At 58.4% G+C, this 17,237-nt stretch carries 15 protein-coding genes and 2 pseudogenes; 9 read left to right on the top strand and 8 right to left on the bottom strand.

Features of this window, described 5'->3' with window-relative positions; all coding sequences use genetic code 11:
- Positions 1–45 precede the first annotated feature (45 nt).
- Complete coding sequence (locus tag ACQY4M_RS06360; RefSeq protein ID WP_428539582.1) at positions 46–1,272, top strand: IS256 family transposase; 1,227 nt, start codon at positions 46–48, stop codon at positions 1,270–1,272.
- 12 nt (positions 1,273–1,284) lie between these two features.
- On the opposite strand, the gene ACQY4M_RS06355 is transcribed toward ACQY4M_RS06360, so the two are convergent.
- The 4 genes and pseudogenes from ACQY4M_RS06355 to ACQY4M_RS06340 all read right to left on the bottom strand — a co-directional run bounded on the left by ACQY4M_RS06355 (position 1,285) and on the right by ACQY4M_RS06340 (position 3,608).
- Positions 1,285–1,896, bottom strand: a complete 612-nt coding sequence (locus ACQY4M_RS06355) for an efflux RND transporter periplasmic adaptor subunit (protein ID WP_428542229.1) — start codon at positions 1,894–1,896, stop codon at positions 1,285–1,287.
- 231 nt (positions 1,897–2,127) lie between these two features.
- Positions 2,128–2,511, bottom strand: a pseudogene (locus tag ACQY4M_RS06350) (thiamine phosphate synthase); the annotation flags it as partial.
- A gap of 13 nt (positions 2,512–2,524) precedes the next feature.
- Positions 2,525–3,279: pseudogene (locus tag ACQY4M_RS06345) on the bottom strand (IS5 family transposase).
- A 32-nt stretch (positions 3,280–3,311) separates the two neighbouring features.
- Positions 3,312–3,608 (bottom strand): thiamine phosphate synthase, encoded by a 297-nt coding sequence (locus tag ACQY4M_RS06340; RefSeq protein WP_428542226.1) that lies wholly within the window; start codon positions 3,606–3,608, stop codon positions 3,312–3,314.
- Between the two features lie 108 nt (positions 3,609–3,716).
- On the opposite strand from ACQY4M_RS06340, the gene ACQY4M_RS06335 reads away from it, so the two are divergent.
- The 7 genes from ACQY4M_RS06335 to ACQY4M_RS06305 all read left to right on the top strand — a co-directional run bounded on the left by ACQY4M_RS06335 (position 3,717) and on the right by ACQY4M_RS06305 (position 11,930).
- Positions 3,717–4,472, top strand: coding sequence for an RNA methyltransferase (locus ACQY4M_RS06335; RefSeq protein WP_428542223.1), 756 nt, complete (start codon positions 3,717–3,719; stop codon positions 4,470–4,472).
- 110 nt (positions 4,473–4,582) lie between these two features.
- Positions 4,583–5,725, top strand: a complete 1,143-nt coding sequence (gene ctaA / locus ACQY4M_RS06330; protein WP_428542220.1) for a heme A synthase — start codon at positions 4,583–4,585, stop codon at positions 5,723–5,725.
- Between the two features lie 4 nt (positions 5,726–5,729).
- Positions 5,730–7,208, top strand: a complete 1,479-nt coding sequence (locus tag ACQY4M_RS06325; protein WP_428542217.1) for a carboxypeptidase M32 — start codon at positions 5,730–5,732, stop codon at positions 7,206–7,208.
- Positions 7,209–7,286: 78 nt separating this feature from the next.
- The gene (locus ACQY4M_RS06320) at positions 7,287–8,423 is read left to right on the top strand and encodes a DegT/DnrJ/EryC1/StrS family aminotransferase (RefSeq protein ID WP_428542214.1); all 1,137 of its coding nucleotides are present in this window, start codon (positions 7,287–7,289) and stop codon (positions 8,421–8,423) included.
- A 3-nt stretch (positions 8,424–8,426) separates the two neighbouring features.
- Positions 8,427–9,131 carry a cytidylyltransferase domain-containing protein gene (locus ACQY4M_RS06315; RefSeq protein WP_428542211.1) on the top strand — a complete coding sequence of 235 codons (705 nt, stop codon included), beginning with the start codon at positions 8,427–8,429 and terminating at the stop codon, positions 9,129–9,131.
- Entirely contained in the window at positions 9,106–10,611 is a 1,506-nt protein-coding gene (locus ACQY4M_RS06310) for a GMC family oxidoreductase (protein ID WP_428542208.1), read from the top strand. Before ACQY4M_RS06315 ends, ACQY4M_RS06310 begins: the two co-directional genes overlap by 26 nt.
- Positions 10,608–11,930, top strand: coding sequence for a 3-deoxy-D-manno-octulosonic acid transferase (locus ACQY4M_RS06305; RefSeq protein WP_428542205.1), 1,323 nt, complete (start codon positions 10,608–10,610; stop codon positions 11,928–11,930). The genes ACQY4M_RS06310 and ACQY4M_RS06305 overlap by 4 nt, the downstream gene beginning before the upstream one ends.
- 59 nt (positions 11,931–11,989) lie before the next feature.
- On the opposite strand, the gene ACQY4M_RS06300 is transcribed toward ACQY4M_RS06305, so the two are convergent.
- The 3 genes from ACQY4M_RS06300 to ACQY4M_RS06290 all read right to left on the bottom strand — a co-directional run bounded on the left by ACQY4M_RS06300 (position 11,990) and on the right by ACQY4M_RS06290 (position 14,270).
- Positions 11,990–12,646, bottom strand: coding sequence for a hypothetical protein (locus ACQY4M_RS06300; RefSeq protein ID WP_428542202.1), 657 nt, complete (start codon positions 12,644–12,646; stop codon positions 11,990–11,992).
- Positions 12,647–12,760: 114 nt separating this feature from the next.
- Positions 12,761–13,417, bottom strand: coding sequence for an IS1595 family transposase (locus ACQY4M_RS06295; protein ID WP_428539609.1), 657 nt, complete (start codon positions 13,415–13,417; stop codon positions 12,761–12,763).
- A gap of 64 nt (positions 13,418–13,481) precedes the next feature.
- On the bottom strand, positions 13,482–14,270 hold the full coding sequence (locus ACQY4M_RS06290; RefSeq protein WP_428542199.1) for an enoyl-CoA hydratase: 789 nt from the start codon (positions 14,268–14,270) through the stop codon (positions 13,482–13,484).
- A 56-nt stretch (positions 14,271–14,326) separates the two neighbouring features.
- On the opposite strand from ACQY4M_RS06290, the gene ACQY4M_RS06285 reads away from it, so the two are divergent.
- Complete coding sequence (locus tag ACQY4M_RS06285) at positions 14,327–14,746, top strand: PaaI family thioesterase (RefSeq protein ID WP_428542196.1); 420 nt, start codon at positions 14,327–14,329, stop codon at positions 14,744–14,746.
- Positions 14,747–14,994: 248 nt separating this feature from the next.
- Here the strand turns inward: ACQY4M_RS06285 and ACQY4M_RS06280 are convergent, their stop codons facing one another.
- Positions 14,995–16,221 carry an IS256 family transposase gene (locus ACQY4M_RS06280; protein ID WP_428539582.1) on the bottom strand — a complete coding sequence of 409 codons (1,227 nt, stop codon included), beginning with the start codon at positions 16,219–16,221 and terminating at the stop codon, positions 14,995–14,997.
- Positions 16,222–17,237: the final 1,016 nt, after the last annotated feature.

Genomic DNA, 17,237 nt, shown 5'->3' with positions numbered 1-17,237 from the left:
CGAAGCCACCCAACCGGCGGCTGGAACCGCCAAGGAGATCACGCCATGACAAAGAATACAGCAACATCGACATCCGCGCTACTGGCCAATGAAGCAGGCTATGACCCGATTGAAGACCGGCTGCGCCAGAACATCCGCGCGACGATCGAGGCGGTTTTCGAAGAGGAGCTGGAGCAGTTTCTGGGCCGTTGCCGGTATGGCCGCAGCGGCGGGGCAAAGGCCGGATACCGCCACGGGCATCGCGAGCGGCAACTGGTCGGAACATTTGGAACCGAAACGGTGCGCGTGCCGCGTGCGCGGATCACAGGCGAGGCCGGCAAGGCCAGAGAATGGCGCTCGAAGGCATTGCCCCGCTACCAGCGGCTGACGAAGAAGGCCGAGGCGCTGATCGCTGCTGTCTACCTTTCGGGCACCAACACACGGCGGGTAAAACGCGCCCTGTTCGGCCTGTTTCAGGGGGCGGTCAGCAAGGATGTGGTGAGCCGCGCCTGGCGCAAGGTGAAGGTGGACTGGCAGGCGTGGTGCGCCCGCAGCCTTGCGGATGAAGACATCGTGCGGCTGATCCTGGACGGCACCGTGATCAAAACGCGGATTGACAGGAAGGCCACCAATATCTCGGTTCTGGCCGCGATTGGCGTGCGCCGGGATGGGCAGAAGGTCTTGTTATCACTGATGAACATGGGCGGCGAAAGCACCTCCGCCTGGCGTCAGTTCATCAACGATCTGGATGCGCGCGGGTTGAAACGGCCCGAATTTGTCATCGTGGACGGGGCACCGGGACTTGAGGTCGCTCTCATTGCCCTCTGGGGTGAAGATCTGCCGATCCAGAGGTGCACGGTGCACAAGCACCGCAACCTTCTGGCCAAGGCACCCAAGCGTATGCATGATGAGTTGACAGAAGATTACCGCGACATGATCTACGCCAAAACACCCGAGGAAATCGCCACCCGCCGCAAGGCATTTCTGCGAAAATGGCGGCTGAAATGCAAGGCCGTCGCTGACAGCTTGGAAGAAGCAGGAGATAAGCTTTTCACCTTCACGCGTCTGCCACAAGGCCAGTGGAAATCGGCCAGAACGACAAATGCGATCGAACGCCTGAACGAGGAATTCCGCCGCCGCATCAAGACCCAGACCGTGCTGCCATGCGCCGAGACCGTGCCGATGCTGCTTTGGGCTCTGATGGCCTCGGGGCAGATCGTCATGCGAAAGGTCGATGGCTGGGAAACGCTCGCTCAGCCCGTCGCCGACGCAACCCTTGACCAAGCCGCCTGACCGGCGCATAACTCAACCCGCTCGGAGGTGCCTGAAATCAATTTCCACCACTTTCGAGACACAACCGAAAACTGCGTCCATCGCTGTTCCCAGGGCCAGCTTTAGCACCGGGTGGGCACCGGCAATAACTTCGCCCGGATCGGCAAGACGGGCCGTGATGACCCCGTCGGCACTGGCGCGCAGGAAGGTATCTTCATAGGCTTTACGAGCACGGTTCAGGTCTGCTTGGGCCTGTTCCACGCTGGCCTCGGCGATGCGGAAACGGCGCTCGGCCTCGTCGCGGCGGATGCGGGTTGTGGCGCCGCGTTGCAGGAACACATCTTGCCGTTCGAATTCTTCTCTGGCCTGAAACAGATCCGCCTGCGCTGCATTCAGCGCCGCTTCGGCGCCGCGCATAGCCTGTTCCTGCTGCACCGATTCAAGGCGGGCCAGTTCCTGGCCCTTTTGCACATGATCGCCTTCGCGCACCAGGATCGACATGATCCGCCCACCCATCGGGAAAGACAGGCCCACTTCGTCACGCGCAATGATTTGGCCGGTCAAGGTCAGGGTTTCCAACCCCAGTTCGGGCTGGATTTGCACGGTTTCGACCGGCAAGGCCCGTTGGGCAAGGGCCGGGGCCATAGACAAGATCACCGAACTTGTCAGGGCCAATAAGAACGTCCCGTATCGCATGGTATGCCCTCGTATATATTTGAGTGGTAAATCGAATCCGGTGCGGATGTCCGGCACAACTAAACCGATTAGTATAGTTTATCAAGCCGCACAAATGCACAGCCGCCCATAACCTGTGTAGATGGGACAATTTAACTCAGGAATGGGGATAAAGCGACCGGTTTGTCGCCCCGCCCAATATTATACGATGGCCTGTGCCAGTGTTTTGAAGGCATCGGCTGGATCATCGGCGTTCCAGATTTCCTCGCCAATCGCAAAGAAATCGGTAAACGGGGACAGGGTTTTGATCAGATCGACCGTCAACGCACCTTCGGCCACGACCGGAACTTCGACAACATCGCTCCACCACTGGAACAGGTCCAGCGGGGCGGTTGAGCCGTCACCAAGTGCGCTTTCACCACAAGGGCCGAAACTGACATAATCGGCGCTGGCCTCGCCTGCGTTCAACCCGTCATGGCGCGAGGTGCCGCAATAGCTGCCGATGATGGCTTCGTCCGACAGCTCACCTCGGGCATAGCGCACGGAACGCGCACCATCGGTCAGATGCACCCCGTCAAGGCCTAGGGTCGAGACTCAATCAAGTCCACCACAGGATAAAGGCAGCGATAGCGACGGCTGACAGGAAGTTTTGAGCCAGTTTGTCATAGCGGGTGGCAATGCGGCGGAAATCCTTGAGGCGGCAGAAGGCGCGTTCGATCAGGTTGCGAGCGCGATAAGCCTGCACATCATGGGGGATGGGGCGTTTTCGGGATCGGGTGGAGGGGATGACGGCCTCTGTTCCGGCCCGCGCAAGAGTTGCGCGCAGGCTGTTTGCATCATAGCCCCGGTCGCCGAGCAGGCGGCGTGGTGCGGGCATGGTTGCCAGCAGAGCAGGGGCAGCCGAGATGTCGGCAATGTTTCCGGGGGTCAGACTGAACGCGGCAATGCGCCCGTAACCATCTGTCAACGCGTGTATTTTCGTCGTGGGCCCGCCACGCGAGCGCCCGATGCAGTGAATCTTCGCCCCCCTTTTCCGCCATGCGCCGAGCGATGCGCCCGAACGGCAGTGGAATCGATACTCAGTTCGTGTGGGATTTCCGCCTGTCCGACCAACTCCGCGAAAATCTTCTGCCACAGTCCACGCCGGCTCCAGCGGTTGAACCGGTTGTAGATGGTCGTCGGCGGGCCGTATTCGCGCGGGCAGTCCTTCCAGCGACAGCCCGACTTCAGAACATGGATGATCCCGCTGATCACCCGTCGGTCATCTTTCCTGCGCGCGCCCGGTTGATTGTGCGGCAACAGCGGTTTGATCGCCGCCCACGCTTGATCCGAGAGCCAAAACCCTTCCGTCATCATCCACCTCCGGCTCGTTTTCCCGCAGTGAATCAGACACATATCGCAAAATCAACAGGTTGATTGGGTTTTAACCCTAGGCGCTCAACCATGATCAGATGGCTTTCAATCACCAGCGGGATGTCGCGCCCATGGCAGATTTCGCGCAAGGCATCGCCAGCGCGGGCGATCTGGTCTTCGTCCTTGGTGGCTATGGCAAGGCGCACGCAAGCCACGGGGGCAACATCCAGCACCCGCTGGAAGGTATCGGCAAAGCTGGCCAGTTCAAAGGCGGGCGGGGTGATCAGGTATAGCTGGGCCTGTTCTTTTTCGGGAAAATCTTCGCTCATCATCACTATCCTTGGCTGGCTGTTGCTGCCGGATATAACGCAGGTTTTGCGGTTTGACCACGGGGCAGTTGCACCCTATCAGGGCGGGGATGGATAAACAAGTGTGAAATGGCAGAAGATGAATGGGCTGGACCACAGCCCGCGATGATCCTTGTGCGCCCGCAGATGGGCGAAAACATTGGCGCGGCGGCGCGGGCGATGTGGAATTTCGGGCTGGACCGGATGCGCATTGTAGCGCCGCGCGACGGTTGGCCGAATGAACGTGCTGTGGCAATGGCCTCGGGCGCGGGGCGGCTGCTGGATCAGGCGGGGCTGTTTGACAGCACGGCAGATGCGATTGCCGATTGCAACTATGTATTTGCCACCACCGCACGACACCGCGGGTTGACCAAACCGGTTATGACACCGGAACGGGCGATGCAGTACACCCGCGGCCTGCTGGATCAGGGGCAAAAGGTGGGCATCCTGTTTGGCCCCGAGCGCGCGGGACTGGAAAACGACGATGTGGCGCGGGCCAATGCGATTATCTCGGTGCCGGTCAATCCGGCGTTTTCATCGCTTAATCTGGGGCAGTCGGTATTGCTGACCGCCTATGAGTGGCGCCGGCAGGTGGAACAGGCCGCGCCCGAGGTGATGGAAATGGTGAAAACCGAATTCGCCGGGGGGCTGGAGATTGAAAAGCTGGGCGACCATTTCGAGGAGCGTTTGGCCGAGGCGGGGTTCTTTTTTCCCGAGGCCAAGGCGGATCGGATGCAGCTGGCTCTGCGCAACATGTGGGCGCGATTGCCGCTGACGCGGGCGGATGTGCAGACGTTGCATGGGATGCTGCGCCAGTTGGTGCGCTGGAAAGATCGCGGGGAATAAGAGATTCTATGCCTGCGGCGCGGATATTTATGGAACGATAATGGGGCAGTTGGCGCTTGCCCTTGATAAAGTCGCAGCCTAATTTAGCAGGAAACAGGAAGGGTGCGAGCATGAGCAAGAAGCGCAGTATTTTTGAAGAGGTCGGGGCTGATGTGAAGCCGGAGGAAATTGCGCCCAAAACCGGCGTGATCGACAAAGCCCCCAAAGGCGCGCGGCGGGCCATTCGTGGCTGGCTGATGCTGATCTTTGCTTTGGTCGCTTTGATGGTTCTGGTCGGCGGGGCCACGCGGCTAACCGATTCCGGCCTGTCGATCACCGAATGGAAGCCCGTTACGGGGGCAATCCCGCCGATGAATGATGCGGATTGGGCCAGTGAATTTGCCAAATATCAAGCCAGCCCCGAATTCCAGTTGCAAAACAGCAAGATGACGGTGGCCGAATTCAAATCCATCTACTGGTGGGAATGGGGACATCGGCAATTGGGCCGGTTTATCGGTGTGGTCTGGGCCATCGGATTTTTGTTCTTTTGGCTGACGAAAAAGATACCGGCGGGCTGGACTTCCCGTTTGCTGGGCCTTGGGGTTCTGGGCGGATTGCAGGGCGCGATCGGCTGGTGGATGGTCTCGAGCGGGTTGACGGGGCGGATGGTCGATGTGGCCTCGTACCGGTTGGCGACGCATCTAGGATTGGCGTTTATCATTCTGGGCCTTTCGGCGTGGTATATTTTCCTGCTGTCACGACCAGAGGCCGAGATCATGCAGGCGCGGCGGGGCAGGGAAGGCAAGCTGTTTTCCATCTCTACCGGCCTGCTGCATCTGGTCTTTCTGCAAATCCTGCTGGGGGCCTTGGTGGCGGGCATTGATGCCGGTCGCGGCTATATCGACTGGCCCCTGATGGGCGGGCAGGTGATCCCGGATGAAATATTCGATTTTGAGCCCTGGTGGAGCAATTTCTTTGAAAACCCGGCCCTTGTGCAATTTATTCACCGGTTGGTCGGTTATCTGGTGCTGGCCTTTGCCATCGTGGTCTGGCGGCGCTCGCGCGCCTGTGGCAATCGCAAGACCAAGGCGGCGTTCAACATGCTGATGGCGATGGTGCTGGTGCAGGTGGTGCTGGGCATCACAACGGTGATGATGGCGGCGCAATCGCATGTGGCGCTGACCCATCAGTTTGGTGCAATTCTGCTGTGGGTGATGATCCTGCGGTCACGTTTTCTGGCGGGCTATCCTGTAGCCCAGAGTGTAAGGGGCTAAGGCAATGAAAGCATATGATGATCTGATTGCGCATGAGCGCGACACGCAGGCGCTGGCGCAGGTTTCGGGCCGTTTGGGCTGGGATCAGGAAACCATGATGCCCCGTGGCGCGGCCACGCAGCGCAGCGAGGAAATGGCGGCGATGTCATCCGTTTTGCACGCGCGGCGCACCGACCCGAAGGTGGGCGATTGGCTGGCCGCGATTGATGACACCACGCTGGACGCGGTCGGGCAGGCCAACATGCGCCACATCCGGCGCGGCTATACTCGTACGATGCGGATACCGGCACGGCTGGCGAGCGAGCAGGCCAAGCTGCATTCCATGGCGCAAGGCATCTGGGCACAGGCCCGCGCGGCCGAGGATTTCACAGCATTCGCCCCGACGCTAAAGCAGGTTCTGAAACTGAAGCGCGAAGAGGCGGCGGCGCTGGCGGATGGCGGTGATCTGTATGATGCGCTGCTGGATGATTACGAGCCGTGCGCCAAGGCGTCCGAGCTGGAAGCGATGTTTGGCGCCCTGCGCCCGCGTCTGGTGGCACTGCGGGAACGGGTGCTGGGGGCGGAAAACCAGCCCGCCGCGCTGTCGCACAAATTTGACGAGGCGCTGCAACTGGAACTGACCCGCAAGCTGGCGGTCACCTTCGGCTATGACCTGACCCACGGGCGGATCGACAAGGCTGTGCATCCGTTTTCCTCGGGCTCGGGCCACGACGTGCGCATCACCACCCGCACCAACCCCTATGATCCGTTCAACTGTTTCTATTCCACTATCCACGAGACGGGGCATGGCTGTTACGAGCAAAACATCAATGATGCCTATCTGTTGACCCCGCTGGGGCAGGGCGTTTCCATGGGGGTGCATGAAAGCCAGAGCCGGATCTATGAAAACCAGATCGGGCGCGGACAGGCGTTTACCCGCTGGCTGTTTGGTCAAATGAACGAAGTGTTTGGCGATTTCGGGGTGGCGGATGCGGATGCCTTCTATGCCACCGTCAACCGCGTGAATTCCGGCTATATCCGCACCGAGGCGGACGAGGTGCATTATAACCTGCATGTGCTGCTGCGGTTTGATCTGGAACGGGCGATGATCGCCGGTGATCTGGACGTGGATGATCTGCCGGACGCATGGAACAAACGGTTTAAGGATGATTTCGGTGTCGTGGTGGACAAGCCGTCAAACGGCTGTTTGCAGGATGTGCACTGGTCGGTCGGGCTGTTTGGCTATTTTCCGACCTACAGTCTGGGTAATGTGTACGCCGGTTGCCTGAACAAGGCGATGCGCGATGCGCTGCCTGATCTGGATACCGAACTGGTAGCAGGCAACACAGCACCAGCAACTGAATGGTTGCGGGAAAATGTGCAGCAATACGGCGGGTTGTACCGGCCCAAAGAACTGATCGAAAAGGCCTGCGGCTTTGCTCCGTCCGAGGCCCCCTTGCTGGATTATCTTGAAGCGAAATTCGGCGCCATTTACGGGGTTTAACTCCTACCCGCCGAACAGCGCTTGAAGCGCCCCCTGTGATGTGCGAAAAATTTGCCAAGCATTACAGGGGACAGCACCATGCCAGGCTTTGAGTTGATCGGACAGGAAGAACGCGACGCATTGAACGCGTTGATGGACGAGGGCGGCGTGTTCTTTGCCCACGGTTTCGATGCCAAACGCAAGCGGTATCACGTGCGCGAACTGGAGACGGAATTTCGCGAATTCCTGTCCTGTCATGATGCGCTTTGCGTATCCTCGGGCACGGCGGCAATCAAGGTGGCGTTAAAAGCATTGGGGGTTGGCTTTGGGGATGAAGTGATCACCCAAGGCTTTAATTTCATTGCCGATTTCGAGGCGATCATAGATTGCGGCGCTACCCCCGTGGTGGCCGGATCGGATGATACGCTGAACATGGATCCAAAGCAGCTTGAGGGCCTGATCACCGATAAAACCAAGGCGATTATGCCGGTGCATATGCTGGGCGTGCCCGCGCGGCTGGATGAAATATTCGCAATCGCCGCCCGCCACAACATCCCCGTGATCGAGGACGCCTGCGAGGCGATCGGTGCGAAGTATAACGGCCGTTACGCGGGCACCTTGGGGGCGGCGGGCGTGTTCAGTTTCGACTATGGCAAGGCGATCACCACGGGCGAGGGCGGTTTGGTCATTCTGAACGTTGCCGATATGGCCGTGACCGCGCGGCAATACCACGATCATGGGCATATGAACCTGCCCGACATCCCGCGCGGGCTGGATCGGGCTGGGGTGGTCGGATTTAACTACCGGATGAGCGAGTTAAGCGCCGTGGTGGGGCAGGCGCAGTTGAAAAAGCTGGACTATATCGTCGCGGAATCCGGCAAGCGGTATAAGGCGCTGGATCAGGGCATCACATCAGGCGTTTACAAGAAACGCGCGGTGCCGGAGAGGGCGGAACCGGCCTATGACACCTATATCGTCGAAGTGGCGGATGCGCAGATCAGGGAGCATGCGATCCAGTTGCTGGGCGACATGGGCTTTGGCACCAAGAACCTGCCGGACGCGATGAACTGGCATTGTTCGGTGTTCTGGGATCACATGGGGTTTGACACCAAAACGCAAGCACAACTGGACACGCTGGCGCTGTTGGAACGCCAAATTGCCATTCCGGTGATGCTGGGCAAATCGGTGGATGAATTTACCGAACTTGCGGTGGCCCTGAACGGGCTGACGGGTTAGCCGATGCTGGTCATTGTGCCTGCCCGCCAAGGCTCCAAGGGGGTGCCGGGCAAGAATACCAAAGATTTTCGCGGCGCGCCGCTGGTCGAGTGGAGCTTTGCCGCAGGGCTGGCGATTGCCTGCGATCTGGGCGCGCCAGTGGTCTGCACTACGGATGACGCCGCCATTGGCGCGCTGGTTCAGGTGAACTATGCGGATCAGGTGTTGATTCACGACCGCGCCGCCAATCTGGCCGATGATAATGCGGGCATGGCGGGGGTGGTACTGGATGTGTGCAAACGGTTCGGGGCCAGCCGCTATGTGCTGTTGCAGCCGACATCGCCCTTGCGGCTGGTGGCGGATTTGCGGGCTTTGGTGACGGAAACGCAGGCGCATGAAACCATGGTGTCCTGCACCAACCCGTGTGAACATCCCGAAGACCTGATCGTGCTGGATGGCGAACACGGAACCCCCGCTATTGCCGCGCCTAAGTCCGCCCGCCGGCAGGATCGGGCGACCGAATACCGCTTTGTTGACGGCAGCTATTACGCGGGACGGGTGCAGACCCTGCGCGAGCACGACAGTTTTCTGCCCGCCGATACCCGTTACCACACGCTGACCATGCCAACGGGCGTTGATATCGACACGCCGCACGATTGGGCCATGGCCGAGGCACAGCACGACTGGCTGCAGGCGCAGGGGTATGAATTTGTCCGCCCGCGCCGCTGATATTATCATCATCGGTGCCGGTGCCGCCGGGCTGGAGCTGGCGCGGATGGCGTCCCGCCAAGGGCTGGCAGTGGTGCTGTTTGAACAGGGCGCGCCAAACGGGCGGCATTTGTTCCAGCGTATCCCGCTGATGGTGGGCAAGATCATCGGCAATCGCCGGTTTGTCGATGCTCAGGATTCGGCCCCGCAAGTGGCTGCTGGCAACCGGAAATTGCCGGTGCTGACGGGGCGGGGGCTGGGTGGTTCATCGCGGGTGAATGGCAATGTGGCCTATGCGGGACCACAAGAGCGGTATCGGCATGTGTTTGAGGGCCTTAATCATGATTATACCAATGTATTAAATGCGCTACATGGCGATATTAATGTACCGCGCCCGCACAGTTGGGCCGATGGCTTGTCGGAGAAATTCCTGACGGCCGCTGCCAAACTGGGTGCGCCGCGTGTGGATGATCCTGATATTGCTGGTGAATTCACGGGCGCTTCGGTGCTGCATGTGAACACCAAGCATGGATTGCGCCACAACCATCTTGAAGCCTTCCGCGCCAATGCCGCGCCGCAAAATATCCGCATTATCCGCGCGCCGGTGGAACGGATCATACTGGATGGCAAACGCGCCACCTGTGTAGCCTATGAAGGCGGCGAAATCTATGCGGGCGAAGTGGTGTTAAGCGCTGGTGCCATATCCTCGCCGCTGTTGCTGATGCGCAGCGGCATAGGCGCGGCGGAAATGTTGCACGCGGCGGGCTTACCCGTACTGCATGATCTGCCCCATGTCGGGCAACATTTGAAGGATCACGCCAACCTGCGCCTGCAATTTTCCTGCCCCGGTTACAACACGCTGAACCAGAAAACCCGCGGGGTGCGGGCGTTGTGGGAAGGGGTGAAATACGTACTGGGGCGCAAGGACAGCATCCTTAGGGGGCCGGGGGCCTCGGCCGGGGCGAATTTTGCCGATGGCGATATTTTTCGTGATGCCTACCGCATCCAACTGGTGCATTTCACGCAGGACCGCTCGCAGGTGTCCGACAAGGGTATCGTGTTCGAGCAGGCGCAAAAGGCATCGCTGGGAATCTATGCGCTGTGGCCGAAATCCGAAGGGTCGGTGCGGATTACCAAAGAAGGCGCGCAGATTGATCCGGGGTTCTTGACCGATCCGGCGGATGTGGCAACCTCCTTGCGCGGCATGGCGCAGGCCCGCGCGTTGATGGCGGAAATGGGGTTCGAGGCGGATCCAGTGGTTGCGCCGGACGAGGAAGTTTTGCGTGGCGGCGTCTACTCCGGCTATCACTTGATTGGCAGCAACCGCATGTCGCAGGACGCAGGCAGCGGCGTGGTGGGGCCTGATTTTGTGGTGCACGGGTTGCAGGGGCTGTCGATCTGCGATGCCTCGGTGATGCCGGATCATTTGTCCAGTCACAGCTATCTGCCGACCATCGCCATGGCGCGGATGTTTGCGCAACAGCGGGGGTGGGCGGCATGAAACGATACCCCGCACGGCTGATTGACCGGCTGGCGCTGCTGCTGTGGGATATTGCGTGGCACGCGGGGCTGCCGCTGGTGTTGCTGTATCTGTGGCATCGCGGGCGCAAAGAGCCGCTTTATCGCCAGCATATGGCGGAACGCTTTGGCGGCGGCGCGGCTGTGCCAGCGGGGGCGATCTGGATTCACGGGGTTTCGCTGGGCGAGATGCGGGCGGCAAGGCCGCTGATTGAGGCGCTGCTTAAGCGGGGCGAACAGGTGTTGATCACCAACATCACCGCCGCAGGCCGTGCCGAAACCCTGAAACTGTTTGCCGATGCGATTAAGCAGGGTCAACTTCATGTGCGCTGGTGTCCGGCGGAATATGCATGGGCCATCCGCCGGTTTCTGGACAAACACAAACCCCGTTTCGGCATGATCATGGAGATCGAGCTTTGGCCCCGTCTGATTGCCACTTGCCACGCCAAAGGTCTGCCGCTGGTGCAGGCGCAGGCGCAATATCCGAACAAGAGTTTTGCGCGTGATACCAAAGGCTTGCAGATCAGGGCGCATGTTGTGCGGGCGTTTGATCTGATCATGGCGAAATCCGAACGCCATGCCGAACGGTTTCGCCAGCTTGGGGCGCAGAATGTGCAGGTGATGGGCGAATTGCGGTTTGAACAGCCAATCCCGCCCGACCATTTGCAAGCCGCCAAAACCCTGCGGGCACAAATCGCACCGGAGCGCCAAGTGTTCTGCCTTGCCAGCACCGCGCCGGACGAGGATGCGCTGCTGATCCCCGTGCTGCGCAAATTGTTGGACGAAGCCAATCAGGCCGGTAAACCGCGCCCCTTCATCGTCTATGTCCCGCGCCACCCCAAAGATTTTGTGGCCACGGGCGCGCGTTTGCAGGCGGCGGGGGTAAACATGCTACAACGCTCGACTGATCTGGACGATGCATTGTCGCCCAAAGCCCCCTTGGCTGAGAATCTGGACGGGCTGTTCGGGGATTCACTGGGGGAAATCAACTTCTACTTTGCCCTGTCCGACCGCGTGTTCATTGGCGACAGTTTCAATGATGAAGGGTCGCACAATATCATCGAGCCGCTCAGCCTTGGCAAACCCGTGGTGGTTGGCCCCAGCATCTGGGGCATTGAATATCCGGCGCTCGAAGCGCTGGAGGCAGGAGTGCTGGTAAAACTGGAAACGCCGGATCAATTATTTGAACACTGGAGCCGCGAGAACGGCGCCACGGGTAAACAGATCACGGATTTTCTGACGCAACACGGCGGTGCCACGCAAAAAGCCCTGCACCATCTATCAAATGCAGGGCTGCTGTAGGGCGGGGTTCACCCCGCCTTTGCTTTTTATGGCTCGCAAGCGGCGGGGTGAACCCCGCCCTACACCCCTTCGCCGGCACGCATAATAGCCATATGTTTGGCGCATTCGTTCAACCCGCCTTCGCCAGCTTCCCAAGTGATTTCGCCGTCGCCATTGGCATCAAAACCGTCCAGCAACTGATGGGTGGCCTCTTCCAATTCGATGACGACAGGGGCGGCTTGTTCGGCATTGTCGGCGGCCAGAATCTGATTGATCAGCACTTTGATCCGGGCAACGCGCGCAATCGTGTTGTTGGCTGATGTCGCCACATGGACGGCGTGTGTTTTTACATTTTCACTTGCATCGTCCTGCTGGGCTGCAAGGGTAATTTGCTTTGCAATACCCTGTGCCGCGCGTAATACTCCGTATCCATAGCCAGGCCCATCATCAACAACACTTGGATCAATCGCATGAAGCACATGTCTGGTATGTTTTTGCATCCACACCAGATCATGTGTCTGGTTGGCGGCTACCCGTGCGTGAAGTACCGCTATTTCCGCTTCGGCAATTGCAATCGGCAGCAAACCCTTTTCCTCGGGCGTGTCGGTCCAGCTTTCGGTGATATGGTTCATATGATCTTGCACCATATTGGCCTTTGCCGCCGTGGCAAAACCGCCAAGGATGATTGCAGAAAGCAAAAGGGCCGTTACTATCGAATGTTTGATTGGAAGTGTCATCTGTGAACTCCGGTATGAAACTAAACAGGCGTGCCGTTGCGACCCCTTACTGGAAATACACCGTAAGGCATGGGTTTAATCCCTCACAAAATTTTTGGGGGCTGACCCAGATAACTACTTCAAGTAACGCTTAACCCATTGTCTTAGCTGCAATAACTGAGCTGAAGGGTCACTGTTGTTGAAACGCCACTCGCATTCCTTCAAATATAGCCCAAATTGGGCCTTGGGGACACCGTTAAATCGGCGCATGTGGCGCTTGGCTTGGTTCCAGAAATTCTCGATGCCATTGATGTGGTTGTGACGGTCTGCAAAGAGCTTGGAATGGTTGATGCGAAAGTGGTGGAAGTCTGACACATCCAGCACATTATAACCGCGCCAACAATCGGAATAGACGATGGAATCCGGCACGACTTTGCGCTCTATGATCGGGATCAGAGTGGCGGATTTGGCGTCCGGGATGATCTTGGTGTAAACCTTCCCACCCCTTTTTAATATACCAAAAACGGGAATTTTACCTGCCGCACCACGCCCGCGTTTACCTTTGCGTTTGCCGCCAAAGTAGCTTTCGTCCACTTCTATTTCTCCGCCGAACATAGCTTGGCTTTCCGCCTCCAGCTCATAGGCGATTATCTCGCGCAGGCGTAGAAAATAAAACGCTGCGGTCTTGCGGTTTACACCACACAAACTGGCTGCTGTTCGTGCTGTCGATCCCGAAACAAAATGCTCCGTAAGACGGTCTTGCTTGTAGTGGCTCAGGCGACTCTTTCTCATGCTTCCCATCATAACCTCTTTTTAGGTTATCTGGGTCAGCCCCAATTTTTTGTTGAGAAAAGGTTTACCTTTCCCAGTCCGGCGCGCGTTTTTCCAGAAATGCCGCGATGCCTTCTTCGGTATCGCGCATCATCATATTGGCGGTGATCACCTCGCCGGTGTATTCATAGGCCTGCTTAAGCGGCATGGTGATCTGTTTGTAAAACGCCTCTTTGCCAATACCCAGCACACCCTTCATCTTGCTGGCCAGCACCTGCGCCATTTCCAGCGTTGCGGCATCCAGATTGTCATGATCCACGGCGCGGTTGATCAGGCCCAGTTCTTCGGCCCGGGTGGTGTTGATGAAGGACCCTGTGGTCAGCATTTCAAACGCCTGTTTGCGCGGGATGTTGCGGGTTAGCGCCACCATCGGGGTGGAACAGAACAGGCCAAGGTTAACGCCATTCACGCCGAACCGTGTGCCATGTGCTGCCACAGCCAGATCACAGGTGGCGACCAACTGGCAACCGGCAGCAGTGGCGATGCCGTGGGGTTTGGCAATCACCGGTTGGGGCAGGCGGGTGATCGACTGCATCACGCGGCTGCAACGGGTGAACAGATCGTGGAAATAGGCCCGCCCGCCGTCTTCGGCCTGTCGCCCCTGTGTCATTTCCTTTAGGTCATGACCGGCGCAGAACACTTTGCCCGCGCCTTCGAGGATCACCACCTTGGTGTCCATATCGGTGGCCAGTGCATCGAACTGCGCTTGCAGGGCGGCGAGCATTGCATCGGACAATGCATTCAGGCTCTGGGGGGAATTCAGGGTCAGGGTGGCGATGCCATCCGCATCGTTGCGCAATAGAATGTCGGTCATGCTTGCTCTTTCATAGGTTTCGCGCGAAGTTTACGCAGAGATATGCAAAAGGGGAAGTGGGCATGAAGATGAATGTGGAACAGTTGCAGGCCTTTCTGGCCGAGCATTTCCCGCATATGACCGAAGAATTCATTGTCGAAGGCGTATCCGAGAACCGCGCCACCCTGCGCCTGCCTGTGAGTGAACGCAACCTGCGGGCGGGTGGCACGGTAAACGGGCCGACCATGTTTGCGCTGGCGGATGTGACATTCTATCTGGCGCTGATGGCGATGATCGGGCCGCTGGCGCTGGCGGTGACCACGAATTGTTCGATTGATTTCATGCGTAAACCGGCGGCAGGCAAGGATCTGATCGGCAAGGCGCAGATCCTGAAACTGGGCCGTGTGTTGGCGGTGGGGGATGTGCTGATCTATTCCGACGGGCAGGGGGCGCCGGTGGCACGGGCAGGGATGACCTATTCAATTCCTCCGAAATAAAAAGGGATATGATGGAGCGCAAACGCTAGGTATTTAGTCCCTGGTAATGATGGTGCAATCATCAGAAGGAAGCATTACGGGACAGGTTTTCCACGGGAGCGCCATGACAACGCACGCAATCCGAGTGCACAGACAGCGATCGCAGGTTTCGAACGCGGCACTGGCCAGATGGCCGACTTTGCGGTTGTGTCTCGAAAGTGGTGGAAATTGATTTCAGGCACCTCCGAGCGGGTTGAGTTATGCGCCGGTCAGGCGGCTTGGTCAAGGGTTGCGTCGGCGACGGGCTGAGCGAGCGTTTCCCAGCCATCGACCTTTCGCATGACGATCTGCCCCGAGGCCATCAGAGCCCAAAGCAGCATCGGCACGGTCTCGGCGCATGGCAGCACGGTCTGGGTCTTGATGCGGCGGCGGAATTCCTCGTTCAGGCGTTCGATCGCATTTGTCGTTCTGGCCGATTTCCACTGGCCTTGTGGCAGACGCGTGAAGGTGAAAAGCTTATCTCCTGCTTCTTCCAAGCTGTCAGCGACGGCCTTGCATTTCAGCCGCCATTTTCGCAGAAATGCCTTGCGGCGGGTGGCGATTTCCTCGGGTGTTTTGGCGTAGATCATGTCGCGGTAATCTTCTGTCAACTCATCATGCATACGCTTGGGTGCCTTGGCCAGAAGGTTGCGGTGCTTGTGCACCGTGCACCTCTGGATCGGCAGATCTTCACCCCAGAGGGCAATGAGAGCGACCTCAAGTCCCGGTGCCCCGTCCACGATGACAAATTCGGGCCGTTTCAACCCGCGCGCATCCAGATCGTTGATGAACTGACGCCAGGCGGAGGTGCTTTCGCCGCCCATGTTCATCAGTGATAACAAGACCTTCTGCCCATCCCGGCGCACGCCAATCGCGGCCAGAACCGAGATATTGGTGGCCTTCCTGTCAATCCGCGTTTTGATCACGGTGCCGTCCAGGATCAGCCGCACGATGTCTTCATCCGCAAGGCTGCGGGCGCACCACGCCTGCCAGTCCACCTTCACCTTGCGCCAGGCGCGGCTCACCACATCCTTGCTGACCGCCCCCTGAAACAGGCCGAACAGGGCGCGTTTTACCCGCCGTGTGTTGGTGCCCGAAAGGTAGACAGCAGCGATCAGCGCCTCGGCCTTCTTCGTCAGCCGCTGGTAGCGGGGCAATGCCTTCGAGCGCCATTCTCTGGCCTTGCCGGCCTCGCCTGTGATCCGCGCACGCGGCACGCGCACCGTTTCGGTTCCAAATGTTCCGACCAGTTGCCGCTCGCGATGCCCGTGGCGGTATCCGGCCTTTGCCCCGCCGCTGCGGCCATACCGGCAACGGCCCAGAAACTGCTCCAGCTCCTCTTCGAAAACCGCCTCGATCGTCGCGCGGATGTTCTGGCGCAGCCGGTCTTCAATCGGGTCATAGCCTGCTTCATTGGCCAGTAGCGCGGATGTCGATGTTGCTGTATTCTTTGTCATGGCGTGATCTCCTTGGCGGTTCCAGCCGCCGGTTGGGTGGCTTCGATGCACCCGGAGATTACGCCGTCCTCGAATTTCCACCAAACTCGCGACACTACCATCCGGATTAAGGATAACCACAATCCCGTCGACACCGATGACAATTTCATTGTCGGTATCACGCAGTTCGCCAATCCCAGCCGCTTGTAATTTGGCAAGATCGCTATCCTTCATCCGGCGGTCAGCCACCCCGATCATGGCAGACCCGTCCGCCAGCGCAGGAAAGGCTGTGCCCGAGCCGCGCGATTGAAGATCGACCTCCAACCGAAGGGTGCCATCAGGGTTCGTCAGGCGGATTTTCCGTTCAGCCGCCTTATCGGTTGCCGCGATTTCATATGTCGCGCCGACATGCTTGGCATAACCTCGCATCAGATTGGGTATCAGATTTGTTCCAACGGTTCTTGAACCGTAAATGCCGAAATATGGCTCATATTGCTTGATCACCGGACATGCAGCACCTTCACAAGTCACGTCATTCGCATTGATCTCTATATTGCCCATCCCTTTAACAGTGATGAAATATGTTCCGTCGGTGAATTCATCCAATTCACCAATCAGTTTCAATTCACCGCCCACAGATTTAAGAGTGACAGTCTTGTTTTCTTGTGCATTTGCTGCACCGCTTAAAGCCAATGCCATCAGCGCAACAGCCCCAACGGGTAATATTGTTTTTCCGATTGATCGCAATCCAAACATCATTAATCCTCCCTTCAAATTTTTCGTTATTGCACTCGGTATCCTCGGAGCGCCTACTTATAATGGGTGCGACCAAAACTGTGATATGCCTTTATACTAATACAAACTAGTCTCCCTTTTTATACACAAGACCTCTGCATAACATCGGGATTCCCCCGGGTTGGCCGTTTTGGTAAGCTAGCCGGGAAATCTCTGGGGTGAATAGATGGACCTTTTCCTGCACGAAGCGGCGGCACGGATCGGCGCGGATGACGTTCTGTCGAAGATCGACGCGCTGATGG

Source organism: Profundibacter sp., assembly GCF_965277155.1.
Classification (GTDB): domain Bacteria; phylum Pseudomonadota; class Alphaproteobacteria; order Rhodobacterales; family Rhodobacteraceae; genus Profundibacter.
Note: the sequence above shows the minus strand (reverse complement) of the source record. Positions and strands in the feature narration are given on the sequence as shown.

What these genes read in the sequence shown, in the direction of transcription:
- ACQY4M_RS06360 (WP_428539582.1), top strand. Translation starts at nt 46, where the DNA reads ATGACAAAGAATACAGCAACATCGACATCCGCGCTACTGGCCAATGAA.
- ACQY4M_RS06355 (WP_428542229.1), bottom strand. Translation starts at nt 1,896, where the DNA reads ATGGCCCCGGCCCTTGCCCAACGGGCCTTGCCGGTCGAAACCGTGCAA.
- ACQY4M_RS06340 (WP_428542226.1), bottom strand. Translation starts at nt 3,608, where the DNA reads ATGAGCGAAGATTTTCCCGAAAAAGAACAGGCCCAGCTATACCTGATC.
- ACQY4M_RS06335 (WP_428542223.1), top strand. Translation starts at nt 3,717, where the DNA reads ATGGCAGAAGATGAATGGGCTGGACCACAGCCCGCGATGATCCTTGTG.
- ctaA (WP_428542220.1), top strand. Translation starts at nt 4,583, where the DNA reads ATGAGCAAGAAGCGCAGTATTTTTGAAGAGGTCGGGGCTGATGTGAAG.
- ACQY4M_RS06325 (WP_428542217.1), top strand. Translation starts at nt 5,730, where the DNA reads ATGAAAGCATATGATGATCTGATTGCGCATGAGCGCGACACGCAGGCG.
- ACQY4M_RS06320 (WP_428542214.1), top strand. Translation starts at nt 7,287, where the DNA reads ATGCCAGGCTTTGAGTTGATCGGACAGGAAGAACGCGACGCATTGAAC.
- ACQY4M_RS06315 (WP_428542211.1), top strand. Translation starts at nt 8,427, where the DNA reads ATGCTGGTCATTGTGCCTGCCCGCCAAGGCTCCAAGGGGGTGCCGGGC.
- ACQY4M_RS06310 (WP_428542208.1), top strand. Translation starts at nt 9,106, where the DNA reads ATGAATTTGTCCGCCCGCGCCGCTGATATTATCATCATCGGTGCCGGT.
- ACQY4M_RS06305 (WP_428542205.1), top strand. Translation starts at nt 10,608, where the DNA reads ATGAAACGATACCCCGCACGGCTGATTGACCGGCTGGCGCTGCTGCTG.
- ACQY4M_RS06300 (WP_428542202.1), bottom strand. Translation starts at nt 12,646, where the DNA reads ATGACACTTCCAATCAAACATTCGATAGTAACGGCCCTTTTGCTTTCT.
- ACQY4M_RS06295 (WP_428539609.1), bottom strand. Translation starts at nt 13,417, where the DNA reads ATGAGAAAGAGTCGCCTGAGCCACTACAAGCAAGACCGTCTTACGGAG.
- ACQY4M_RS06290 (WP_428542199.1), bottom strand. Translation starts at nt 14,270, where the DNA reads ATGACCGACATTCTATTGCGCAACGATGCGGATGGCATCGCCACCCTG.
- ACQY4M_RS06280 (WP_428539582.1), bottom strand. Translation starts at nt 16,221, where the DNA reads ATGACAAAGAATACAGCAACATCGACATCCGCGCTACTGGCCAATGAA.